Raw genomic sequence first — 23,008 nt, 5'->3', positions numbered from 1 at the left:
TAATGGGTATTGCGTATTGGGATTTGGAATTTCCAGTCTACCGTGCTGCTAATTGTCTATTGGAATTTGACTTTTGGTGCTAGTATTTCTACATTGCCTACTGCATATTGCCAACTATTGCTCCATCATTTAGCCGGCTCCGCCATGCTGCGCCAAAGATAAAATACCAGGTAGCTCTCCCAGCCACTGAAGGCGCCGAACAGGCGATCGATACCAACCTGATCTTTACGGTCGCTGATCAGCTGATGCCCGACAAGGGCCTGCAGCAAGCCCACATCGCCGTAGGGAATGGCCTCCCCGGCACGGAGCGATTTCATCAGCGCATAATTGGCTGTCCACACGCCAATACCACGTAAGGCCATGAGCGCCTGCTGCTGTGTGGCAAAAGAAGGCAATTGTTCCAGCAAGGTACGGCTCATGGCGCCGGAAGCAAATACGGCAGCGAGCTCCGTCAGGTACCGTGCCTTCATACCGGAAAACTGCATCTCTTTGAGCGCTTCCACTGGCGCCTGCGTCAACGCTTCGGGGCCCGGGAAAATAAAATAGGATTGTCCTTCGTAGTCGATGCTGGTCCCGTATCGTTCTGTGAGCCTGCGTTTGAGCCTGTAGGCGAAGCTAAGATTGATCTGCTGGCCAATGATGCTCCAGCAAAGCGCTTCAAAGAGATCGGGAATCCCCATGAGTCGCAATCCTGAATACCGATGGGACATATAAGCCAGCTTTTTTTCTGTATCCAATAAGGTATAAAATGGTTGCAGATCGCGGTCCAGGTCGAACCATTCCCGCACATACCGTTCGACCGTGTTCTGTGTCTTAGTGGTAAGCTTTCCTTTAAGCACCGTGACCTCCAGGCTGGCATCTGCGCCCGTGATCCGCAATAGCAGCGGCTTTCCTTCGACAGCCAATGCCTTGATCAGGGCTCCGTCCCTTACCTGGTGCAGGCAATCGTCGTAACCACGGTCAAGAAACCAGCAGCATTCCGCGAAGTTGAATAAGGCCGGTATAGGGATATCAAAAGTATTTCGGGCGCTCATGGCCGCAAATTTAGTGATATGTCGAGGCGGGAACAACCGGAAACTTGCGCTTTAATCCTTAGTATTGCATTGCAGGCATAAGGAACGCCTGTCATCCTTTCACCAATAGAAAAAATAATTTATGGCATTTGGTTGGACACCCAAGCATGTGGAGAATATACCCTTATCCGGCTTAAGCCGGGAACATTTCCTGGTGCTGGCCCTGGAGGCGGCGCAGCATATGGACTGGTCTGTCGATCATATCAGTGCTTCGGGCTTTATGGGCAGCACCCGTAATGGTTCATTTGGCTGGAATGCCGATGTGAAACTGGTGATCGGAGACGATGCTGCTGTGTTGACGAGCGCTTCTTCCAACAGCGAGTTTTTCGATGTCGGCAGGAATAAAAGAACGGTGCGCCGTTACCTGGAAGCTTTTGGGCAACTGGAGCATCAGTATTCCGATACCGAGCTGGATGAAAAATACATTAGCTACGCAACCGCATTCCCACCACCGGAAGAGGATATTTTGTTATTGCCGCCGCCTACCGCTAAGGAGAACTGGAACGCTTTTCTCAGCTTTTTCATCCCACGTAAGGATTATTTCGTTACCCCTTTATTGGCCGATCTTAATATCCTGATCTTTGTTATCATGGCCTGCTGCGGCATGAATATCATTAACCCTGATAATGACATTCTGTTACGCTGGGGCGCCAATTTCAAGCCGATGACGCTTGAAGGCCAGTGGTGGCGCCTGCTTACCAATTGTTTTTTGCATATCGGCATCATGCACCTGCTGCTCAATATGTATGCTCTGGTGTATATCGGCTTGCTGCTGGAGCCTTACCTGGGCAAAGTGAAGTTTCTGGCAGTATACCTGCTCACGGGGCTGGCCGCCAGTGTCGCCAGTCTGTGGTGGCACGATCTCACTGTCAGTGCCGGCGCTTCAGGCGCTATATTTGGTCTTTACGGCGTTTTCCTGGCTATGCTGACCACCAACCTGGTTGCAAAGGAGGCCCGTAAGCCACTCCTGGCCAGCATCCTGGTATTTGTGCTGTACAATCTTTTTTACGGGCTTAAAGGCAATATCGATAATGCCGCCCACATCGGCGGACTCATCAGTGGTATTGTGGCAGGCTACCTGCTGTATCCTGCGCTGCGCCAACCGGCTCCTTCCACACGAGGCTATTTGTCCCTGATCCTGCCGGCAGTGCTCATAGTCGGTGCTTCGGCTTTTGTGTACCACAAGCTGCCCAATGATATCGGGCAATACGATGCCAAGATCGAAATTTTTGCAGGCCTGGAGAAGGAAGCATTGAGCATTTACCAGATGCCGGAAGATATCTCATCAGACTCGATGCTACACATCGTACAGCGCAAAGGGATCGACAACTGGAGGAAAAGCCAGGCGCTGATGACGGAGCTGAAGCAACTCCACCTACCCGGAGTATTACAAGAGCGAACGGCCAAGATATCGGATTACTGTGCGCTACGCCTGCAGTACAGTGAGCTGCTGTATAAGGCCATTAAGGAAAACACCGGACGATACGACAGCGCGATGACCGCTTGCGACCGGAAGATCAAAGTGCTTCTCGAAGGGCTTCAAGAAGAGTAAGGACATTTGCTCCGTCCTGTCTTTTCCAGACAATTATGTACCGGTGTTTACATTTGTAGCCAAACGGTTACATGATTTACGTATCTTTGCTTTTATGAGAAGAGATGTATTTCAGGCGATCGCCGATCCCAACCGGCGGGCGATCATAGACCTGCTGGCGCGGCAAAGTCTTACGCTGAACGAGGTAGCCGATCATTTTGATATCAGCCGGCCGGCGGTATCGAAGCATGTGAAGATACTGACGGAATGCGGCCTGATCGTAATCCGGCAGCAGGGGCGCGAACGGTACTGTACCGCAGATTTTCGCCAGCTGGGCGAGGTCTCCGACTGGGTGGGTCGCTATCATGCCTTCTGGTCGTCGAAGCTCGATGCCCTGGGCCGCTTCCTGGAACAGGATGAGACGGCGGCAAGCCCAAAGAAAAACTGGCGCAAACAAGCGGAGGAATAAAAGATATTTAATTGCTAAAGCCAATAGCTATGAAAGCCAGACTCAATTGCATTACGATCGCGGTAGATGCCCTGGACCGCGCGCAGCACTTTTATGAAATGATCTTTGACGAAAAGGCCGCTGAAGTTTCCGATGACCTGGTATTGTTCAGCATCGATAAACATTTGAGCCTGGTGCTGGCCACCCGCAGCGATTTCGACAGCTATGAAGCCATCACGGGACAGACGAATGCTGCGCCGGGTACTTCCGAATGTATCATGAGCCTTTTCCTGGAAAATGAAGCCGCCGTGGATCATCTGCTCGAAATCGCACATACAGCGGGGGGAACAATTGCCGGCCCTGCTTCGACCTATGGATGGGGCTACGCCGGCTATTTCCGCGATCCCGACGGGCACCAGTGGGAATGCGTTTTTAACGAGCAGGTATGGCAGGATATGCAGGCGGGCTGATCCCGTATTTTGCGTAAATTTGTAGCAGGCGCCGGCACATTAGCCCGGCGCGATCCTGTCCTTGAAAAGAAAGCCCATTTACGTAGAAATCGAAATGGAGACCAGCCTGGAACGGCTCTGGCACTATACGCAAACGCCAGAGATCCATTCGCGCTGGGATCTGCGTTTTACCCGCATCGAATACCTGCCCCGTACCAGCGCCGACGAGCCGCAACATTTTCTTTATGAAACGAAGATCGGCTTTGGCATTAAGGTATCGGGAAAAGGGATGACCAGCGGCAGCCATAGCAAAGAGAGCGGCGAAAGCACTTCCGCGCTGAAATTCTGGTCCGATGAAAAGATATCTTTGATCCGTACCGGTTCCGGGTACTGGAAATATATCCCACATAGCAAAGGCATTACCTTTCTTACCTGGTACGATTATGAGACCCGTCATGGCGCCCCTGGGCAATGGATCGACCGGTTGCTGTTCCGGCCGCTTATCGGCTGGGCCACAGCCTGGAGCTTCGATTCACTACGGCTATGGCTTGACCGGGACATCGCGCCCCGTGTATCCCGCACCTTATACTTATTGTTTGCCCTGGCCAATGTAACCATTGCCCTCACCTGGCTATACCACGGCATCGTACCCAAGCTCCTGTATATGGAGACCGGCGAGCTGGCAATGATGAAGGCATCGGGCCTGTTCGGCGGTATGGAGACCACTGCGGTAATTGCCGTTGGTATCGGCGAGATCCTGTTCGGCCTGGCCTTCCTGTTCCTGGGTCGCAACCGTTTCCTGCATTACCTCAACATAGCGAGCCTGCTGGCGCTGGGCTGCACGGCATTCGTTGCCAAAGCAGCCATATATAAGGCACCATTTAACCCGGCGACAACAAGCATCGGCGTACTCGCCTTATCGCTTATGGTGCTGGCCATGAGGCCGTTCCTGCCCGATGCCGGGCGTTGTCTCCGTCAACCCCAAAAGAAAAAGCATGTCGATCTATAAGCAATACCTGGGCAAAGATTTTGACCGCCTGCATCCGATGATGCAGCAACGTTTCGGTGTCAGCAGCGAGCAGCCTGTGTATATGCTGGGCACAGGCGTTATGGAACATGTGCGTAATGCCGGCTGGTATACGCTGCCTTTTCTTTACCTGGGCACTTTCCGCAATATCATGTTTCCCGAAACCGGCGCCAATATACCCTTCACGATCGAGAACTATGGCTATAGAGATACCTTCGGCCGCGACACGGTGAGTTGGAACCGTAAATTCCACTTCGGAAAAAAAGTACGACGCTTTGATGCCACTATGATCTATAATGAGGCCGAGCACCGTATCGTCGATTACCTGGGCAGCAGGCAGCACCTGGCTGTGGATATAGACATAAGGGTAAATGAAGACAATAGTATCACCATACGCTCGGGCAATCAGCGGTTCTATGAAGGGCGCATCGCATTCCGTTATCCCGGATTGTTCACGGGCAATGCGGAGGTTCGGGAATCTTACGATGAAATACAGGACCGCTTCAATATACAAGTGACCGTCCGTAACAAGACATTTGGTACGCTCTTTGGCTATAAAGGGTATTTTAAAGCCGAATTCAAGCCTTTGGTAAATGGTATTCCTGCCGACGCCCGGCCTGTAAGGGAAGAGGTGCGGCAATAACAGAATGTGTAACTTTGAATGATCATGGGTAAATCATCACCTGCATTCCAGCTGAGTCCGCTGCAAAGGCGGATCGAGATCATGAGGCCCTGGCTATTGCTGGGCATCTATATTCTGTGCGCAGCGTTCGGGATCTGGTGGCTGGCTATCCCGGTAGCCCTGGTAACCTGCCTGGCGGGCTTTGTGCAGATGCACGACACCATACACAATGCGCTCGGCGTCTCCAAAGGCACCAATGATCTTTTGCTCAGCCTAAGCGGCCTACTACTGCTCAAAAGCGGCCATGCCCTCAAGATCACACACCTGAGGCATCACGGTCAATGTCTCAGCGATAACGATCCTGAAGGTGCGCCGGCCCGCTGGACCCTGAAGCAGGTATTCCTCAACGGACCTTATCATATTTTCGCATTGCGGATCGCCTCGCTGAAAATGGCGCCGCATACCCGCAGGATACAGCTACAGGAATCGGCAGCCACCTTGTTGCTGCTGGCGGGGTTTATCCTGTTATATGTATTTACAGGCTCGCTGGCTGGTCTGGTATATTGGGCCGTGGCATTTGTGCTCAGTTGCCTCATGCCGCTATGGGCATCCTATATCCCGCACAAGATGGCCGCACGTCATCCGGCCCGTATGGCAGGCGTGCGCATGGCCCGTATCTGGACCCCTATTGTCTCTTCTTTTGCTTTCCATCATTTGCATCATACTTTTCCAAAAGTGCCGACCGCACTATTGCCCGAAGCCGCAAAGCTGCACCCGGGGCTGGATGAAGAAGAGCATCATCATCACTAAGCCGGGACCGCTTTTACAAAACGGCAACATCGTAGAATTGGAATTCAAGGGGATTTGCTTTAATCTTGCAGGATGAGTCAATCTTACTGGCGACGCTGGTATTGGGCCGTGCTGTTGTGGCTGCTGGTGCTGATCTTATTGTTCACCTGGTTTACACTGGCCTGGTCATGAGTAGTCTCGACTGGGTTATCATGCTCGGCACCTTGTTGCTGATCATTGTATTCGGGGTATGGAAGGGCCGCGGGCACAGCAGTTCCGATACTTACCTGCGGGCCGGGCGGCAAATGCCCTGGCATGTGGTGCTCCTGGGTATTATGGCCACACAGGCCAGCGCCATCACCTTCTTATCGGGCCCGGGCCAGGCCTATACCGATGGTATGCGCTTTGTGCAGTATTATTTCGGTCTTCCCCTGGCTATGATCGTCATCAGTATGGTTTTCGTGCCCATATTCCAACGACTCAATGTATTTACAGCTTACGAATACCTGGATAAACGCTTTAACCGGCAGACCCGCCTGTTTACTGGTGTGCTGTTCCTCTTTTCCAGGGGCGTATCTACCGGTATCAGCGTCTATGCGCCTGCTATCATTTTATCCACGATCTTTCATTGGAATATTTATCTCACCAATTTGCTGGTGGGCGGTTTGCTCATCATCTATACCTATACCGGCGGCGCCAAGGCCATAGCCCACACGCAAAAGATACAGTTCGGCATCATCCTGCTATCGATGGCTGTGGCCGGCTACCTGGTTGTGGCTTCCCTGCCCGACAATATACGCTTCAGCGATGCCTTATACCTGGCCGGTAAATCGGGAAAGCTGAATGTGATCACCACGACCTTCAACCTGAACGACAAGTATAACCTGTGGTCGGGCCTGATAGGCGGCTTCTTTCTTGCCCTTTCTTATTTTGGTACAGATCAGAGCCAGGTAGGACGCTACCTTACGGCCAAAGACATGCGTGAAAGCCGGCTGGGTCTGCTGCTCAATGGTATGGTCAAGATCCCGATGCAGTTCCTTATCCTGCTGACCGGCGCCTTGCTTTTTTCGTTCTATACGATCTATAAAGCGCCACTGTTCTTTAATGAATCTGCTGCGCAGAAAGTAGCAACCATTGCCCCCGAAGCTTACCAGCCTTTGTATATCGAAAATCAGCAAACTGCAAAAAGCAACCAGCAAACGGCGCTGAAGCTGATCGCGCTGCGGCAATCGTCCTCACCGGCAAAGACAGGGGAAGAGCAGCAACTGCTGCAACGGCTCAAAGAGGGTCAACACCGGATCGAGCAGCAAAGAGATACCCTGAGCAAGCTGATCAAAAGGCATCAGGCGGCCATCGCTGAGCCGGAGAACGACAGCAATTATATCTTCCTGCATTTTGTACGCCACTACCTGCCGGCCGGAATGGTGGGGCTGTTATTTGCCGTGATCTTACTGGCCAGCTGGGGCTCTATTTCGGCCGCCATTAATTCGCTGGCCTCCTCTACCCTGGTCGATTTCCACCAGGTATTCTGTAAGGAACCGCTGAACGGTAAAGACCAGGTACGCTACGGGCGGCTGTATACGCTGATCTGGGGTGTGTTCAGCATCGCCGTGGCAATGTTTGCCACACGCATGGGTTCGCTGATCGAAGCCGTAAACGAACTGGGCAGCCTTTTCTACGGAGCGATACTGGGCATTTTCCTCACAGCTTTCTTTCTCAAGCGGGTAAAGGGACAGGCCGTATTCTATGCTTCGCTCGGCGCCGAAATACTGGTATTGCTCATCTATATCTTCAAGCTGGTCGCATTCTTATGGCTTAACGTCATTGGCGCAGTGCTGGTGATGTTGCTGTCGTTGCCGTTGCAGGCTTTGCTGGACCGCAAAAATAAAGCTACGGGAATCTCTTAACCCCTTACAAAAGGATTGCTTGCTTTTTCCTTGCCAATGCTGGTTTCGGGACCATGGCCACTATACACGATCGTATCGTCGGGTAAAGTATAAAGCTGTTCTTTGATGCTTTTCATTAAAGTCTCGTGGTTGCCGCCGGGCAGATCGGAGCGGCCTACACTGCCGTTGAACAGTACATCGCCGCCAATAACCCAGCCACCTTCGGCATTGTAGAAAACGATGCTTCCGGGCGAGTGTCCCGGCGCCAGGCGTATCTCGAGCTCATCTTCGCCCAGGTTTATCTTTTCTTGCTCAGAGATAAAAAAGTCAGCAACGGGAAGTACCGGCAGGTGGAAGCCGAACATAGTGGCCGAACCCCTCACATTGGCCAGCACGGGCTGTTCGAGCGTATGCATACCGAAGGGGATATTGTATTTGCTCTTTAAGGCATCGATGCCCAGCACATGATCGATATGGGCATGGGTATTGAGGATTTGCTTTGGCTGAAGGCCATGTTGCTCAATAAAAGTGAACAGGACGCGTTCTTCGTCGGCGCCGTACATGCCGGGATCGATGATCCAGCAATCTTTCTGCTCATTGAACAACACATAAGAATTTTCCTGGAAAGGATTGAAGGTGAAGGAAGCGACCTGGAGCATAAGCGGGATGCGGTTTTCTAAAGGTGAATGAAATGGATGGCGAAAATAAGACTAAATTTTTTTCCGGATTTTCTATACGTGGATTTGGAAAATAATAAAAGAGCCTTTACTTTTGCACTCCGTTCAACGAACGAGTAGCGGTTGATTTCGTAGCTCAGTTGGTAGAGCAATACACTTTTAATGTATGGGCCCTGGGTTCGAGTCCCAGCGGAATCACTGAAAGCCACTCAATAGAGTGGCTTTTTTGTTTAAAAACGCTTAAAATAATTCAAAATCAGCGTTTTTTAAAAAAAGTCATAACAATCAGATACAAAGCAAAACAAGCGAAAAGGCTACCCATAAGGGTACCAAACTTATTTGTTTATTTTGGTACCCTCGATTGACCCGAAGGTTTGTGTAGGTAGGGTTTTAGGTTCGAGCGATCATTCGTCCACCTAAAAATTGTGTTATGAAGGTTAATGAAAAGCTCTCCTGTAAGTGATTTTTCGGCCAATCTACTAAGCCAATTAGAACCTGTTATTGGTTTATAAACACCTTTATCCGTTACTGTCTCAATACAGTTTTTCAAGAAAGCTTCAATAGTTAATTTGTCTCTGGCTTCTCTTTCATCTACATCTTTTACAATAAGTTATAAAGATTCATCGTCGATACGAAAATTTGAAAAACGGTTACATTCATCAGAATTTTCTCCGAAAATGGTCTTTAGGCTTGATAGAGTTTGTAATTTCCAAAGACCATTTTTTAGCGCATCAGAATTATGAAGCTTGTTAATTTACCGTTCAATTATAATGACTGCTTCTTTTATCTTCATAGATAGAGTGTTTGGTACTACAAAATACAAATTTCTCCAAAGTAAAGGGTCAAATGTATTTGAATTAGAAAAGCCACTCTAAAGGAGTGGCTTTGTACAACATAATCAACTCGGTACTTATAAGATGGCTAGCACGCTTCAGTACCGGGCACGGTAGTGCATCCAACTTGAATTGTTACTGGGCATCCGCCGCATTCGGTTATAACTCTAGTGGGAGGTGTCGGACACATTTTATTACAAGTCCCGCCACAACTCACCTGACTTGGCCCTCCACCAACAATTTGATTACCCCCTTCTATAGATAACGGAGCAATAATTTTTTTCTTCAATGATAATTTCGAGCCTACGATTTTCTTTTTCATGTTTTTACGTTTTTAGTTTACGATGAAATACTGATTTTGGTCCATGTACATCGGACGCTTTCAGTATCGTAAAAGTATTGATATTCAAGAACCAAAAAATCCCTAATACTAGTGATAGGCATGAGACAGGTTGATTTTTCCACTAAGAAACGGGAGGCTTTAGGGACACTATTTGATTAAAATAATCTGACTATCCGGATATAGGAAACAGGATACAATTCGCCTCCAATTAACGGCTGCTGAGCTTGTCGAAGCATCATCTTTGTCCTTTCGACGAGCTCAAGGACCGGCTTTGTTTCCTATATCCGGATAGTCACTTAAAATAAATCAGTCTTTCTACGGATACATTGCTTTTTATTTCCATGTAATTTTACTCAAAACTCATTCAGCATGAAAAAGAAAAAAATGCAACTCAGCAAAAAGCTGTTCCTCAGTAAAGAAACAATTGCAAAACTTAACGAAAATCAGGGGGCGGCAATAGTAGGTGGTGCTACTGGTCCTTGTATCGTTCCAACAGTAATTAATTGTCCGACAGTAACTAAATGTGCGTCGTTTATTATTACTCAATGCCACAACGCGATTTGCGATTCTTACCGTACCATTTGTGATTGTTCTTAATCTTGAATCGGTATTTCACAAAAACAAAGACTACCTGATCAGATAGTCTTTGTTTTTAAATAATTTTGATTTAAGTCAAACATACCGCGAATAAACTTCTTCCGGCTTAAATCTTACGAAATTACTCTTATCGAGGTTCAGTTTACTTAACAGCCTTGGGTCATTGTTACTACTAACATGAATATAAAATTCTATTACGTTCCCTTGCGTATCTGTAAAAGCTTCTAGAGGTCTATGACTTAGATTCACATAATCAGTAATACTGATCCCCAACAATCTCGCAATTTCAATGTCCGGTAACCTTACACGGTATTCCGGAATACTCATTTCTCTTTCCATAAAATACGTGCTTTAATATTTCTAAATTACAAATAACACGTACTTCTTTTTGCAAACATTTACCAAATTATTTTTCAAAAAACGGTTAAAAATCAGATTAACTACCTGCCTTATTTTTCTGAATAAATTCACTCCTTACCTGTCCGCAATGTGGCTTCCGGAAAGAAGAAAAAATGTCCACTGATTCCTGTCTATACTTTTACGAGTGCGAATCATGTAAGACACGCTTAAAACCGTTGGCGGGGGATTTCTGTGTATTTTGGAGCTATGGTACGATTAAATGCCCTCCTATTCAACAAGGAGTATCATTGCTGCGGGTAGCGAATTCGCTGTTACTTCCCAGTGCAATTTATCCCCTTTTTCTGTAAGCCCTCATCGCCAGAATATGGGCCACGATTATAATTCCGATACACCAGGCAAGCGCGATCCATAGCGAATTACCTATCGGATGATTTGATAATAATGCGCGAATGGATTCCACTATCGAAGTAACTGGCTGGTTTTCGGCAAAGGCACGAACGCCTGCAGACATGGTCTTGGTTGGCACAAAAGCAGAACTGATTAAGGGCAGGAAGTGAAGCGGGTAAGCAATCGCTGCCGCACCATCCACCGACTTGGCTGACAATCCGGCAATTGCTGCGATCCATGTCAAGGTCAGTGTAAACAGTGATAGTATACCAGCCACAGCCAGCCAGGAGAGTATTCCGGCGGGTGAGCGAAAGCCCATAATAAGGGCTACCAGGATGATCACAAAAAGTGAAATCATATTGGATAACATCGAGGTGAGCACATGCCCCCACAGGGCGGTCGAACGGGCAATGGGCATAGAATTAAAACGTTCAAATATACCCCTTTGCTTATCCAGGAACAGGCGATAGGATACATAGCCCACACTGTTGGCAATCGCTATGAGCAGTATGCCGGGCAATAGGTAATTTACATAGTTATCTGTGCCGGTCTGAATAGCTCCGCCCAACACGTAGACGAATAGCAGCATCATGGCTATGGGCATGATGGTAACCGTAATGATGGTATCCATACTGCGAAACACGTGGCGCATCGAACGTCCGAGCATGACGCTCATATCTCTAAAGAAATAGTTGTTTGTCGTTTCCATTTAATTATTGCTTTTTTTTGTTGATGATTGTAAGAAATATTTCCTCTAGTGTTGGCTGCTTTTCTATATACTCAACGGTTGCAGGTGGGAAAAGACTCTTCAGTTCCGCGAGGGTGCCGCTGACAATGATCCTGCCTTCGTGAAGAATAGCAATTCTGTCGGCGAGTTGCTCGGCTTCCTCGAGATACTGAGTGGTCAGGAATACTGTCGTGCCACCTGCCGCAAGCTCCTTAATGATCTTCCAAACTTCGATGCGCGCCTCGGGGTCAAGACCGGTAGTCGGCTCATCGAGGAAAATAAGCGGTGAAGACCCGACAAGGCTCATGGCAATATCAAGCCGGCGGCGCATTCCACCCGAGTAAGTAGAAGCCTTACGTTTGGCAGCATCGGTCAAACCAAAGCGATTCAACAGATGGTCTGCGACCTGGCTGGGGTTTTTAAGGTGCCACAGCCGGGCGATCATAATCAGGTTTTCCCTTCCGGTCAGGATCTCATCTACGGCGGCAAACTGCCCGGTGAGGCTGATCGATTGCCGCACATTCCCGGGTTTTGACAGTACGTCAAAACCGTTCACAGTGGCCGTTCCACTATCTTGTTTAAGCAGAGTGGTGAGGATCCTAACAATCGTTGTCTTACCCGAACCATTGGAGCCAAGCAAGGCAAATATGCTACCCTTTTCCACCTTGAGGTCCACACCTTTCAGGACATGAAGATCCTTATAGGACTTTTGAAGTCCTTTCACTTGAATTGCGTTTTGCATATGCTTTTGTTGTTTATAGAAAGGTAACTTTTGACAATTCGGCGCCCATGCCCTTGAGTTCGGCGTAGGTCAGTTTATCCATCATGGCGCCGTCAAAACAAATGGTTTTAATGGCCCGGTAGTATTTATTGGTCAGGGCAAATGTTGGACGAAAGGATACATTGCGGAGTGTTGAACCATTGAACGTGGCTTCATTCAGCGCCGTCTTATCGAACTTGACGCCAATAAAGGCCTGTCCGTCAAGACATACGCCCCGCATATCGGAGTACTTGAAGTCAACTCCCTTGAAAGTGCAGTTTTCAAAGACCGTTTTTGTAAGATCGGTCTTGGTCAGTTTGACGTCGATCAGTTCTGTATCGACAAATCTAGCCCCGGTCAATCCTGAGGTACTGAATACGGTCCGTAAGAGAATGGTCTTGTTGAAGCACGCCTCTGTAAGGTCATTGGCAGAAAGGGTACAGTCTGTTAGGTTCGTTCCGTCAAAATTGGCGTCGCGTATATCACTCCCCATAAATGAACTGCTCGTCAGATTTGTTCCACCAAAATTTGCTCCGCGTATATCGCTGCCGATAAATGAACTACCGGTTAGATCTGCGCCCGCAAAGTCGGAGCCTTGTAACGCGCTTCCGTTAAATTTTCGTTTGCGTGCAGTAACACCCACGAAATCACTCTCTGAAAGACTACTCCCACTGAAGTTGATCAGCATCTCCCGTTCGCCGGGCGGGCGCGTGGCCTCCTGTTCGGCCTGCTCTGTATCGTCGTAACTGTTATCTATGCCCTTGGACGAGGTTTCAGACGCTGCGGACCGGAAATTTTCTGAGAAATAATTGAGGTCAACATCAAAAATTTCAGCTAGCTGATTGATGGTAACGATATCCGGGATGGATTCTCCACGTTCCCATTTGCCAACCGCCTGTGGACTGATAAAGAGCAGTTGGGCAAGTTGCGACTGAGACATGTTCTTTTCTTTTCGGGCTTTGGTGATCTTACCACCTAACATTTTAATATCCATAAACTGCTATATTTTATTTGACTCTTTCGATACAGCAAAGATATTGTGCCCTCAAGCCGGAATCAGCAAAAGCCTGCATCCTTATAGTTGTATTGGCGCTATTTTTAGTTGTTTGATGACAACCTATAGTTGCGATTATTGCCCTGTCGCAACAGATGAGGCTGTAGTGGTACCCGAAGCTACAAGACCGGCCGGGCCGTAAACCGAATTTGCAATTCAAATAGATACTTTGTACGTTTGCTTTATAAAAGTTCTTATCAGCGACATAATTTTAATTGCTTCGTTCACTCTTGGGGTTCGATGTTTGTATCCGTCATAAATGAGATTTTCAGGAAACATCGAACTTATTATTTTCCTTTTTTGCTCGACGGTTCCCCTCTTCATATAAAACATCAAGCTTTGAGATGGTAAAAACCGCTTTATCCCAAAGTGACGAAACATCATTTTGAGCACTAATTGAAGCAGTCAGTTTAACTTCGAGCTTATTAATCTTCTGCTCACTTTCACTCTTAATTAATCTATAGTCTGAAGCGTCTAAATCCTCACTTAGTAATCAATTTCTTGCTTTAACAATCTTACCTTGGTGTACGTAGCAAATTTTATATATGGTTTTATAAACCAAGAAATTGTTTATGGGTGCAATCATAACGGCGATGTCCAAAATTATAGACTATTCTGTTGACGTAGTAGCGGTAAAAATTGGGTTAAAGACAGCGATCAAAAACAAAAAAGCCGCCGTTGCAACGGTGGCTTTTTTGGATGCAATTATTTTGTAGTTATGGTTCCCCGCTGATGGAACAACATGGGTTACCTACTGTAGGGCTTGTGTTCGGAGGGCAATTACGTACAGTCGGGCAATTAATGGTTGGGCCAGGACATGGGCCGCAAGGACTGGTATCTCCCGCAAAGGTAGCTCCGCCTAAAACGGCTCCTGTTTCTGCTGCCATTAAGTTGCCAATCCATTTTTTCTGCAAGACAAGCTTACGATCAAGACTCAAATGCCTCTTTTTCATATGACTTCATTTTTTTATGAACTACAAACATAGTTCGAGTCACAGCAAAAAAAATGCAGTGAATATTTGTATACAAGGTGATTTTATGTTGGCTAACTATCGAAATTTCTCATCAATCTCATCCTCAATCGCATTTTTCATATCATCCAGATAGGTGGTCTCCAAGATACACAACAAGGTTGCAACGATAGGTAGAGAGCTACTTTCACTCTATTATTATAGTTCTGCAACCTACTCAAAATGGAGCTTGGAATGAAATTATTGAAGCTGCGCAAGATATTAATGCGGTTCCTAACTCACATCATTTCATAGATGATATCATAGAGCGATTAGGATATTCAAAAAATGATTACAAAGAAATCGTAAGCCTCTTATCAACACTTTCTTTTTGGAATGCATACACCAAGCCAATTCGTGATTGGCTAGATTCTAAAAAGCAATCTTTCCTCTTGGTTTGACATGAGAAATTTTATTTTATGAGTGCCGACATTCTATTCAAATCAGCAATCAAAAAGTTCGACTTTTGCACCAAGAGGGTTCACTGAAAGCCACTCACTAGAGTGGCTTTTTTGTTTAAAAACGCTTAAAACAATTCAAAACGGACGTTTCCTGCAAAAAATGGAACAAGCGAAAAAGTTAGGGGGAAGGAACGATTATGTAAACGTTTCGGATCACGCTAAAAAGTGTTCTATAAGGAACATTGAGGCCTGGCATAGTGTCGGCCACACCAGAAGTGTGTCGTGCCTGCATATAAGGGTGGCATGGCGGCACCCGAATGCTATTGGGACGCAACCATACCGCTATTAGTGAGATTGTTTGCAGGGAACTAAGGTTTATTGCTGAAAAAACAACCCTGCAATTGCTCCGTAGGAGCAAAATGTCTGTAGACAAATAAACAAATAACCTTCTTAATTGCTCCGTAGGAGCAAAATGTCTGTAGCAGAAAAACAAACGACCCTATAATTGCTCCGTAGGAGCAAAATGTCTGTACCCAAAGAACAAACAACCCTGCAATTGCTCCGTAGGAGCAAAATGTCTGTAGACAAATAAACAAATAACCCTTTAATTGCTCCGTGGGAGCAAAATGTCTGTAGCAGAAAAACAAACGACCCTATAATTGCTCCGTAGGAGCAAAACAAGCGAAAAGGGTACCAGATTGATTTGTTTTGGTGTCCTCGATTAGCCCTATGGCTTGTGCAGGTAGGGTTCTAGGTTCGAGCGGCTATTCGCCTCACCATTTGTCTTAAAACGTAAACATAAATCGGTTAAAGAAAAAATGACCTTAATGAAGTAAAGAAGGTAGACCTTTGCGATAACAACAAATGAAATAGAAAAAAGCGCCGCTATGGATTTCAACAGTTACCTCGAAATATTCCAGGATGCATCCCGTCAGCTTGATGAAAAAGTCCTGATCAAAAAAAATATTGATGTGGCGGTCGGTGTTGTTTTAAATTCTGTTTTTTTGAAACTCTATAAGCGGTCTTGGTCGTCTCCACATCAAGACCCATTGACAGCAGAATCCCGGATTTTTTTCTCCATTTGGGTCAATCAGGAGTCAATTGATAAGAACAAATTGCTTTATAATGTCCATGCCTTAAAGCTTAGAAAATTACCGGGCTATACGATACAAAGCAACAAGTTTGCGGCTGTCTTCCGGGCAGGCTTTAAAGAATATCAAGAACAATGGCCAAACGTTAGTGTATCCTTTGGTCCGCTTACCTTAATGCAAGGCTGGCTTGGTATCGAGATCGATCATTTTCAATTTCAGATCTTAAATCTGGCCAATTCTTTCCTCGAAATAGAAAGTTTGATTGACAAAACACTTTTTGCTTTTAAGCAGCACTAATCGTCGCAGGATTTTTCTTCAGCCATAGCAACAGGGCATATTTTACGATATACGATGCGCAGTGGTGCACGTAGACGATACCGCTTTTCCCAATGCCTCATTTACGACCTCGTGATCACTATATAAAAGGACCCACTTCGGGCAAGTATCCCGCTATGAAGGTATTTACAATAGACCTGGGCGTGAGTACTGTTACCGTTTTTCCGGGAGGGAGAATGATATTTTTCGTGTAACCTTCAGGTGTCCATAAATGCAGGACACCCTGATACAGCACATATGCGTCCTGGTCAATGGCAATAAAACATCCGTCGGGCAAGGTATCCAGTACATCTTCATAAACGATCTTTTTCCCGTTTGGATCAATCCTTTCCCGGTGCAGAATCTCATCTATCTTCTGAATGGAGACATTATCCATAAAGCCATACCCGGGATTACCCTTCAGCCAGAGAGCTTTGAAACGCTGATAATCCTGCCGGCGACATTCAAAACAGGGCCGGTGGCCGGAGGCAAAGGCGGTAGCCTCATCCCGGAAGAAAAGCTCTGTATACCGATGCGGGGCCATTACCTGCCGTTGCCGCCCGTTAAACGCCAGCAAGCAGGTTAACCAGGCCTTGAGCTTAAACGGGCGAACGATCTGTTGATCATCCTTGTGGAGCTGACCACGGTTTCCCATCCAACTGCCACGGGCTGCTGTTTTGATGATTTCCCCAAATGGTGTGACACGGTTTTGTAACATCGGATATGTTTTTAGCGAATGATATGCCGAACGGCCTATCAAGCAATTGAGCCAGGGGAGGCGATGAATTACGCAAATAAGTTTTACAACCCGATCAACACAATTTTACGACACCTGTTCACCGGGGTTTGTGAAATTTCTTAATCAAGAACGCATCCTTTAGTAATTTGTATTTTCACAAGTGTTAGTAATATTGCCGTTCACTTTCTCTGTCTGTTCATCACCAATAAGTCAAGGACCGGCGGATGTTTTGTTTCCTATACTGGCATAGTCAGCTAAAGTAATGCAAACTGATCTAAAATTAAGCCGATGTCTTATGACTATCTATTGCCATTAGTAAAATGCGTGATTCATTTTGCGCCGGTTTTAGCTCAATAATACCGTAAACAACCAAACCACAGTAACACATAACTAACGCATGATCCAATTAGGCTACACAGAGAACATTCATTTATTGTCCGAGCAAGCGATATTTTTTTTGTATTCCATATTAGCTGAAGAAGAAAAGCGCAGGATTGAAAAATTGTATCGCTGGCATGACCGGCAGGCTTCACTCCTGGGCAAATTTTTGCTTTATCAGCTGCTTGGCGGCCAGGAAAACGATAAAGAGATCCTCTCCCGGTTGACTTATTCGCAATATGGGAAGCCCTTGCTGGAAGGCACAGGTATATCCTTTAACATCAGTCATTCCGGAGACTATGTTGTATGTGCCGTATCGGAGCAGCAGGAGATCGGTTTGGATATCGAAAAAGTTGAAAACGTTCAGCTGGATGATTTTACCGGAACGCTTTCTGAAGATGAATTTTCGCATATCATAAAATCACCACAAAAAAACTTAACATTCTTCAAAACCTGGACCAAAAAAGAGGCCATTTTAAAGGCAAGAGGCAGTGGAATCGTGAGTGATATGTCCGGCTTTAAACAGATTGATGAAGGTGTTGTTACCTTCCGGCAGGAATCTTTTTTTGTAACGGAAATCGATATCGATCCCCAATATTGCTGTACGCTGGCGGGAACCAGGATGCATGAGCCTGTCCGGAAAATAAAACTCATTCCGGAGGAGCAAATCCCCGGATCATTTTTCTCGTAAAAAAATATATTATTTTAGTAACAACTAAAATACAATTATGTAAATGCCTTATTTATTGAGGAATACGGCAACTTGCGCATTCTACAAAGAAAAACAAGTGTAGTCCTAAATTATCTTTAAAATCCTGCGATTTTAAAAGAGTAACAGACAAATTCAAATTTGATCTGGAAAATTTTCTTCAAATTTACACCCACCAAACACTTAAACGATTGACATCGTATGTTACCCCTAACTTCAAATCAAAGAGCAATTTGGTTTGATCAAAAGTTATTTCCCAATGCTTCCTTGTATAATGTTCCCGCCTATACTCGTATCAAAGGTTCTATCGACCCTGCAGCATTTGGAAAAGCTATTGGTATCCTTATTGCGCAAAGCGACGTATTACGTGCACAGTTTCACGAGATTGATGGCGTACCCCAACAAGTATTCAAACCTTTTGATCCTTCCGGTGAGCCTCCGTTAAACATCATTGATTTTTCCCGCCACGCAGATAGCGAAGAGGCCTGTATGTCCTGGATGAAGACGCAATCGGCGCAGCCTTTACGATATGCAGCGCATGAACTGTATTCCTTTGCCCTGCTGAAAAAATCGGGCCACGAATACTTCTGGTACCTGAACCTGCACCATACCATTTCGGATGCCTGGAGCAATGCCGTAATGATCAAAAGGCTGGCGCATATCTATGACGGGCTGTTGCAGGGAACAACCGTAACCACGGAAACCCTGTTCCCTTATGCCGCTTATGTAGCAGAGAATTTACGGTATCAAAACACATCTTCCTTTGCAGATGATGCCGCTTATTGGCAAAACAGGTTTGCCACCATTCCCAAACCCGTTACCGTAGGCATAAAGGAGGATAAAAAGGATTTGTCCCTTGCCCGGAGCATGCGTAAGCGCCTGTTCCTGGAAGATGCTTTTTACCAGCAGATACAGGCCTTTGCTGCAGCGCAGGAGGTTACGGTTTTTCATGTTTTCCTGGGCGTCCTCTACACCTATTTTTCGCGCATCAACCAGACGGACGACCTGGTGATCGGTGTTCCGGTATTGAACAGACCCGACGATTCGTTTAAAAATACAGTGGGTCTTTTCGTAGCCGTACTGCCGGTGCGCCTGCAGTATAAGGCGCCGGTCTCTTTCGAAACTCTGGTAAGGTTCATCAGGGACACTTTCAGGGAAGATATGCAACACCAACGGTTTCCCCTGGATGAAATCGTGCGGATGGTGAAAGCGAAGGCACCCGAGCTCCCTTCCCTGTACGACATTACGCTTTCCTTCGAAAAGCAGAATTATAATACACCCATCAACGGGTTCGAAACCGAAACGGCTTCCATAGCCCGTGAAGGTGAGAAGGAGCCTTTATCTATTTTCGTACGGGGCGGTCATCCGGGCGAAACGGTAAAAGTGGATTTTGACTTCAACCTGGGCCACTGGGATGAATACTACATGGACCGGTTCATGGAACAATTCCCGCTTTTATTCCAAACGCTGATCCGGACGCCGGAGCAAACAATCGACCGGGCGCCGTTGATCACGGAAGCGGCGAAAGCCCTGCTGTTACGTGCCAACCCTGCGGCGACGACCGACCCAGACACACTGGTAGCGGCCTTTGAACAAGCGGTACAGCTATATCCCGGCAACATCGCGGTAGCATTCGAAACGCACCAGCTCAGCTATACGGCGCTGAATGCACAATCCAATGCCCTGGCCCATTACCTCAGGAATCATTATCTGGTACGGCCCGGAGCGATCATTGCTTACTCCCTTCCCAAATCGCATACGGCGATCATTGTTATCCTGGGCATTCTTAAATCGGGTGCGGCTTACCTGCCCATAGACCCGGCTTACCCTGAGGAAAGAAAAGAGTTCATGCTGGAAGATTCCGGTGCCAGCCTTGTCATCACGTCGAGCGACCTGGACATCCCCGCCTTTAAAGGCGAAAGATTGTTCATGGATCATGAGGCCTATCTTCAGGAGCAAAACGGAGACCCTGTGCCCGTCAACGAACCGGATGATACCAGCTATGTTATTTATACCAGCGGCTCTACCGGCAAGCCCAAAGGCGCGCTGATCCGGCATCGTGCTGCTGTGAATATCGTAATGGAATACCTGCGGGATATGCAATTGAAGCCTTCCGAAAATTGCCTGCAGTTTGCTTCCTTATCCTTTGATGCCAGTGTGCTGGAAATATTCATGGCCTTGTTCTCCGGCGCTACCCTATTCCCTGTTTCTAAAGATACGATAGCGGACTTCAATAGCTTTGCCACGTTTATCGACGAAAAAGATATTGCAGCCCTCATCTTACCACCTTCTTACCTGCGCAACCTTGATAAAGCCAGCCTGGCCAAAGCAAGGATGCTGATGACTGCAGGTGAACCCGCTATTTCCAGGCTGGAGCTGGGTTTGCGGGACGACCAGGATTACTACAATGCTTACGGCCCTACGGAATGTACGGTATGTACTACCATTTTTAAAGAGCAGCAAAATATCAGCAGAAATGTACCGCTTGGTAAACCCATTGGCGGCATGCAGGTCTTTATATTGGATCAAAACAAAGAGCTGCTCCCTTATGGCGTTCCTGGCGAACTCTTTATTTCCGGCATAGGATTGGCCAAAGGTTATTTGAACAATCCGGCATTAACTGCTGAAAAATTTATTCCATCGCCTTTCGAGCCAGGTAAACTGATGTATCGCAGTGGCGATGTGGGCCGCCGGCTTTCCGATGGACGGATCGAGTACCTGGGCCGGTCGGATGACCAGGTAAAAATAAGAGGTCACCGGATCGAACTGGGTGAGATCGAAGTCATCTTAGCCTTGCATGCTGCGGTGCAAAACGTAGCTGTAGTGATTGCCGAACCGGCGGCGGGAGAAAAAAGTTTGTACGCTTTTGTCGTGCCCCGGGGTGAGGTTACGGTAGAAACGCTGTTCGCCTTTTTAAGGAAAGGCCTGCCTCATTTTATGATCCCCGACAGGATTTTCCTCCTGGATCGTATTCCCCTGACCATGAACGGGAAGGTGGATAAAAGAGCACTATTGGCTGCAGCAGCGCTGCAGCCTGGCAAAACATATGCTGCGCCGGAAACGGAACAGGAAAAAATAGTGGCCGGTATCTGGCAACAGTTGCTGGGCATGGAAAAAGTAAGCGTCACCGACAACTTCTTTCAGATCGGTGGCCATAGCTTAAAGGTAGGACAGTTTATCAACAGGCTGCATCAGCAAACCGGCATCCAGCTTTTATTCAGCGACGTATTCCACGCGGCAGTATTAAAAGATGTTGCCGCCCTGATGAACGGCAAACAGACAGCAACCCTAGCCGAATTGGTAAAAGTTGAAAAGCGCGATGCTTACCCCCTTTCTTCCTCCCAGAAGCGGCTGTATCTGTTGCACCAGATCGATGGCGCCGACAACAGCTACAATATACCCAGGGCCTTTTGGATAAAGGGTCCCATCGATCATCAACGACTGGAACATTGCTTCCAGACCCTGATCGACAGACATGAGATACTCAGGACTGCCTTCGAGATGCACGATGGGGTGCCGGTCCAGATCGTTAAAGAGACGCTGCCTTTCCATATTGCTATCGTAGAAGGGTCTGTCAAGGATAAAGACCAATTGATCGGCTCCTTTATCCGCACCTTCGACCTGGCTACCCCTCCCCTGCTCCGGGTACAGCTTTGCCACCTCGAACAGGAGCAGCAGCTCCTGCTCTTCGATATGCATCATATCATATCAGATGGAGTGTCGGCTGTTTTGTTTATGGAGGAGCTGATGCGGTTGTATCACGGTCAGAGCCTGGAACCGCTTGCTTTGCAGTATAAGGATTTTGCGGCCTGGCAAAACGACTTCCTGGCTTCCGGTGCGCTCAAAGAGCAGGAGGCTTACTGGCTACGGCAGTTTGCCGATGAGGTACCGGTGCTGAACCTGCAGACAGACCTGCCCAGGCCGGCACAAAAGACGTTTAAGGGCAAACGCAAGCGGGTCCAATTGCCGCAGGCGCTTTGCCTCGAGCTGGAAACAACGGCCAACCAAATGGGCTATACGCTCAATCAATTGCTGCTGGCTACGTTCAAGGTATTGTTGTACAAGTATTCGGGCAACGAGGATATTGTGGTGGGCAGCCCTGTGGCGGGCCGCACCCGGGCCGAACTGGATAAGGTGCTGGGTGTTTTTATCAATACACTGGCGCTGCGCTCTTATCCTACGGGACAGAAAACGTTCCGCGCATTCCTGGCGGAGGTAAAGCAGGCTAGTGTCGATGCATTAAAGAACCAGGAGTATCCTTTCGAGCTGCTGATCGAACAATTGGACCTGAAAAGGGATATGGGCCGTAACCCGCTTTTCGATATCATGTTCTCTTTCGTGCATGAGGACAATACGGAGCTCGCTTTGGGGGATGCTTTGCTGGAACCCGTAAAAAGCATTTATGATACCAGCAAATTCGATCTCCTGCTGGAAGGGGTAAAGTCTGCCAAGGGTATCGAGCTGAAGCTGGAATACAGTACGGATCTTTTTACCGAGGGTACGGTGACGGCGCTGCTGGAGCATTATGTACAGCTTTTAGAAGATACCCGGCTTAACCTGGACCGGTCCTTAGGCGAGATCAGGATATTGTCTGCTGAAGAAGAAAAACGCTTGCTGGCAGAGGACGTTGCCGTGCAATACCCCGATACCTGCCTGCACCTGTTGTTTGAGCGGCAGGTGACTTTGGTACCGGATCATATTGCCCTGGTGTGGCAAGGTACGGAGATATCCTATTCGGTATTGAATGAAAGGGCCAATGCTATTGCTGCTGCAGTACAAGCGGCGGTACCGGGTGTGCGCAA

General features: G+C 47.4%; 21 protein-coding genes and 1 tRNA gene. 14 read left to right on the top strand and 8 right to left on the bottom strand.

Annotated elements, in window-relative coordinates; all coding sequences use genetic code 11:
• Positions 1-125: 125 nt before the first annotated feature.
• On the bottom strand, positions 126-1,034 hold the full coding sequence (locus tag DZK30_RS22240) for a DNA-3-methyladenine glycosylase family protein (protein WP_118976396.1): 909 nt from the start codon (positions 1,032-1,034) through the stop codon (positions 126-128).
• Positions 1,035-1,155: 121 nt separating this feature from the next.
• Between DZK30_RS22240 and DZK30_RS22235 the strand changes: the two genes are divergently transcribed.
• From DZK30_RS22235 to DZK30_RS22205, 7 genes are all read left to right on the top strand, one after another.
• The gene (locus DZK30_RS22235; RefSeq protein ID WP_118976395.1) at positions 1,156-2,625 is read left to right on the top strand and encodes a rhomboid family intramembrane serine protease; all 1,470 of its coding nucleotides are present in this window, start codon (positions 1,156-1,158) and stop codon (positions 2,623-2,625) included.
• Positions 2,626-2,719: 94 nt separating this feature from the next.
• Positions 2,720-3,073, top strand: a complete 354-nt coding sequence (locus DZK30_RS22230; RefSeq protein ID WP_118976548.1) for an ArsR/SmtB family transcription factor — start codon at positions 2,720-2,722, stop codon at positions 3,071-3,073.
• Between the two features lie 29 nt (positions 3,074-3,102).
• Positions 3,103-3,522, top strand: coding sequence for a VOC family protein (locus tag DZK30_RS22225; RefSeq protein ID WP_118976394.1), 420 nt, complete (start codon positions 3,103-3,105; stop codon positions 3,520-3,522).
• Between the two features lie 61 nt (positions 3,523-3,583).
• Positions 3,584-4,510, top strand: coding sequence for a DoxX-like family protein (locus DZK30_RS22220; RefSeq protein ID WP_205529536.1), 927 nt, complete (start codon positions 3,584-3,586; stop codon positions 4,508-4,510).
• The gene (locus DZK30_RS22215) at positions 4,497-5,171 is read left to right on the top strand and encodes a DUF4166 domain-containing protein (protein WP_118976392.1); all 675 of its coding nucleotides are present in this window, start codon (positions 4,497-4,499) and stop codon (positions 5,169-5,171) included. The genes DZK30_RS22220 and DZK30_RS22215 overlap by 14 nt, the downstream gene beginning before the upstream one ends.
• 24 nt (positions 5,172-5,195) lie before the next feature.
• The gene (locus DZK30_RS22210; RefSeq protein WP_162903339.1) at positions 5,196-5,960 is read left to right on the top strand and encodes a fatty acid desaturase; all 765 of its coding nucleotides are present in this window, start codon (positions 5,196-5,198) and stop codon (positions 5,958-5,960) included.
• Positions 5,961-6,025: 65 nt separating this feature from the next.
• Positions 6,026-7,846 (top strand): sodium:solute symporter, encoded by a 1,821-nt coding sequence (locus tag DZK30_RS22205; RefSeq protein WP_240432975.1) that lies wholly within the window; start codon positions 6,026-6,028, stop codon positions 7,844-7,846.
• On the opposite strand, the gene DZK30_RS22200 is transcribed toward DZK30_RS22205, so the two are convergent.
• Positions 7,843-8,484, bottom strand: coding sequence for an MBL fold metallo-hydrolase (locus DZK30_RS22200; RefSeq protein WP_118976390.1), 642 nt, complete (start codon positions 8,482-8,484; stop codon positions 7,843-7,845). The two genes, DZK30_RS22205 and DZK30_RS22200, sit on opposite strands and share 4 nt — an antisense overlap.
• A gap of 143 nt (positions 8,485-8,627) precedes the next feature.
• On the opposite strand from DZK30_RS22200, the gene DZK30_RS22195 reads away from it, so the two are divergent.
• A tRNA-Lys gene (locus DZK30_RS22195) sits at positions 8,628-8,700 on the top strand.
• Positions 8,701-9,423: 723 nt separating this feature from the next.
• Here DZK30_RS22195 and DZK30_RS26065 read toward each other — a convergent pair.
• Positions 9,424-9,657 (bottom strand): class I lanthipeptide, encoded by a 234-nt coding sequence (locus DZK30_RS26065; RefSeq protein WP_162903338.1) that lies wholly within the window; start codon positions 9,655-9,657, stop codon positions 9,424-9,426.
• A 390-nt stretch (positions 9,658-10,047) separates the two neighbouring features.
• Between DZK30_RS26065 and DZK30_RS26060 the strand changes: the two genes are divergently transcribed.
• Both DZK30_RS26060 and DZK30_RS26525 read left to right on the top strand, forming a co-directional pair.
• Positions 10,048-10,275: a class I lanthipeptide gene (locus tag DZK30_RS26060; protein WP_162903337.1), complete on the top strand. Its 228-nt coding sequence runs from the start codon at positions 10,048-10,050 to the stop codon at positions 10,273-10,275.
• A gap of 512 nt (positions 10,276-10,787) precedes the next feature.
• Positions 10,788-10,982, top strand: a complete 195-nt coding sequence (locus DZK30_RS26525) for a GDCCVxC domain-containing (seleno)protein (protein ID WP_449452180.1) — start codon at positions 10,788-10,790, stop codon at positions 10,980-10,982.
• On the opposite strand, the gene DZK30_RS22180 is transcribed toward DZK30_RS26525, so the two are convergent.
• Genes DZK30_RS22180 through DZK30_RS22170 form a run of 3 tightly spaced genes read right to left on the bottom strand, consistent with a single transcriptional unit; the run spans position 10,964 to position 13,503 of the window.
• Positions 10,964-11,698: an ABC transporter permease gene (locus DZK30_RS22180; RefSeq protein ID WP_317125503.1), complete on the bottom strand. Its 735-nt coding sequence runs from the start codon at positions 11,696-11,698 to the stop codon at positions 10,964-10,966. The two genes, DZK30_RS26525 and DZK30_RS22180, sit on opposite strands and share 19 nt — an antisense overlap.
• Positions 11,699-11,735: 37 nt before the next feature.
• On the bottom strand, positions 11,736-12,491 hold the full coding sequence (locus DZK30_RS22175) for an ABC transporter ATP-binding protein (RefSeq protein WP_118976386.1): 756 nt from the start codon (positions 12,489-12,491) through the stop codon (positions 11,736-11,738).
• A 13-nt stretch (positions 12,492-12,504) separates the two neighbouring features.
• Positions 12,505-13,503, bottom strand: coding sequence for a pentapeptide repeat-containing protein (locus DZK30_RS22170; protein ID WP_118976385.1), 999 nt, complete (start codon positions 13,501-13,503; stop codon positions 12,505-12,507).
• A gap of 632 nt (positions 13,504-14,135) precedes the next feature.
• Between DZK30_RS22170 and DZK30_RS26055 the strand changes: the two genes are divergently transcribed.
• Positions 14,136-14,279, top strand: a complete 144-nt coding sequence (locus tag DZK30_RS26055; RefSeq protein WP_162903336.1) for a hypothetical protein — start codon at positions 14,136-14,138, stop codon at positions 14,277-14,279.
• Here the strand turns inward: DZK30_RS26055 and DZK30_RS26645 are convergent, their stop codons facing one another.
• Complete coding sequence (locus tag DZK30_RS26645; RefSeq protein WP_205529535.1) at positions 14,280-14,516, bottom strand: class I lanthipeptide; 237 nt, start codon at positions 14,514-14,516, stop codon at positions 14,280-14,282. It lies immediately after the preceding gene.
• 1,345 nt (positions 14,517-15,861) lie between these two features.
• On the opposite strand from DZK30_RS26645, the gene DZK30_RS22165 reads away from it, so the two are divergent.
• Positions 15,862-16,362 carry a hypothetical protein gene (locus DZK30_RS22165; RefSeq protein WP_118976384.1) on the top strand — a complete coding sequence of 167 codons (501 nt, stop codon included), beginning with the start codon at positions 15,862-15,864 and terminating at the stop codon, positions 16,360-16,362.
• Positions 16,363-16,480: 118 nt separating this feature from the next.
• Here DZK30_RS22165 and DZK30_RS22160 read toward each other — a convergent pair whose 3' ends face one another.
• Positions 16,481-17,098: a hypothetical protein gene (locus DZK30_RS22160; RefSeq protein ID WP_118976546.1), complete on the bottom strand. Its 618-nt coding sequence runs from the start codon at positions 17,096-17,098 to the stop codon at positions 16,481-16,483.
• A 418-nt stretch (positions 17,099-17,516) separates the two neighbouring features.
• Here DZK30_RS22160 and DZK30_RS22155 point away from each other — a divergent pair, with 418 nt between their 5' ends.
• Entirely contained in the window at positions 17,517-18,188 is a 672-nt protein-coding gene (locus tag DZK30_RS22155) for a 4'-phosphopantetheinyl transferase family protein (RefSeq protein ID WP_118976383.1), read from the top strand.
• Between the two features lie 219 nt (positions 18,189-18,407).
• Positions 18,408-23,008, top strand: a 4,601-nt coding sequence (locus tag DZK30_RS22150) for a non-ribosomal peptide synthetase (RefSeq protein WP_162903335.1), incomplete at its 3' end; no start/stop codon positions are given.

It is taken from the genome of Taibaiella koreensis (assembly GCF_003545715.1).
Lineage (GTDB): Bacteria > Bacteroidota > Bacteroidia > Chitinophagales > Chitinophagaceae > Taibaiella > Taibaiella koreensis.
The sequence above is the reverse complement of the archived record's forward strand: the minus strand, read 5'-3'. Positions and strand labels throughout refer to the sequence as shown.

Bases quoted from the DNA above. Each gene is read 5' to 3' on its own strand.
- DZK30_RS22240 (WP_118976396.1), bottom strand. From the start codon at position 1,034: ATGAGCGCCCGAAATACTTTTGATATCCCTATACCGGCCTTATTCAAC.
- DZK30_RS22235 (WP_118976395.1), top strand. From the start codon at position 1,156: ATGGCATTTGGTTGGACACCCAAGCATGTGGAGAATATACCCTTATCC.
- DZK30_RS22230 (WP_118976548.1), top strand. From the start codon at position 2,720: ATGAGAAGAGATGTATTTCAGGCGATCGCCGATCCCAACCGGCGGGCG.
- DZK30_RS22225 (WP_118976394.1), top strand. From the start codon at position 3,103: ATGAAAGCCAGACTCAATTGCATTACGATCGCGGTAGATGCCCTGGAC.
- DZK30_RS22215 (WP_118976392.1), top strand. From the start codon at position 4,497: ATGTCGATCTATAAGCAATACCTGGGCAAAGATTTTGACCGCCTGCAT.
- DZK30_RS22210 (WP_162903339.1), top strand. From the start codon at position 5,196: ATGGGTAAATCATCACCTGCATTCCAGCTGAGTCCGCTGCAAAGGCGG.
- DZK30_RS22200 (WP_118976390.1), bottom strand. From the start codon at position 8,484: ATGCTCCAGGTCGCTTCCTTCACCTTCAATCCTTTCCAGGAAAATTCT.
- DZK30_RS26065 (WP_162903338.1), bottom strand. From the start codon at position 9,657: ATGAAAAAGAAAATCGTAGGCTCGAAATTATCATTGAAGAAAAAAATT.
- DZK30_RS26060 (WP_162903337.1), top strand. From the start codon at position 10,048: ATGAAAAAGAAAAAAATGCAACTCAGCAAAAAGCTGTTCCTCAGTAAA.
- DZK30_RS26525 (WP_449452180.1), top strand. From the start codon at position 10,788: ATGTCCACTGATTCCTGTCTATACTTTTACGAGTGCGAATCATGTAAG.
- DZK30_RS22180 (WP_317125503.1), bottom strand. From the start codon at position 11,698: ATGAGCGTCATGCTCGGACGTTCGATGCGCCACGTGTTTCGCAGTATG.
- DZK30_RS22175 (WP_118976386.1), bottom strand. From the start codon at position 12,491: ATGCAAAACGCAATTCAAGTGAAAGGACTTCAAAAGTCCTATAAGGAT.
- DZK30_RS22170 (WP_118976385.1), bottom strand. From the start codon at position 13,503: ATGGATATTAAAATGTTAGGTGGTAAGATCACCAAAGCCCGAAAAGAA.
- DZK30_RS26055 (WP_162903336.1), top strand. From the start codon at position 14,136: ATGGGTGCAATCATAACGGCGATGTCCAAAATTATAGACTATTCTGTT.
- DZK30_RS26645 (WP_205529535.1), bottom strand. From the start codon at position 14,516: ATGAAAAAGAGGCATTTGAGTCTTGATCGTAAGCTTGTCTTGCAGAAA.
- DZK30_RS22165 (WP_118976384.1), top strand. From the start codon at position 15,862: ATGGATTTCAACAGTTACCTCGAAATATTCCAGGATGCATCCCGTCAG.
- DZK30_RS22160 (WP_118976546.1), bottom strand. From the start codon at position 17,098: ATGTTACAAAACCGTGTCACACCATTTGGGGAAATCATCAAAACAGCA.
- DZK30_RS22155 (WP_118976383.1), top strand. From the start codon at position 17,517: ATGATCCAATTAGGCTACACAGAGAACATTCATTTATTGTCCGAGCAA.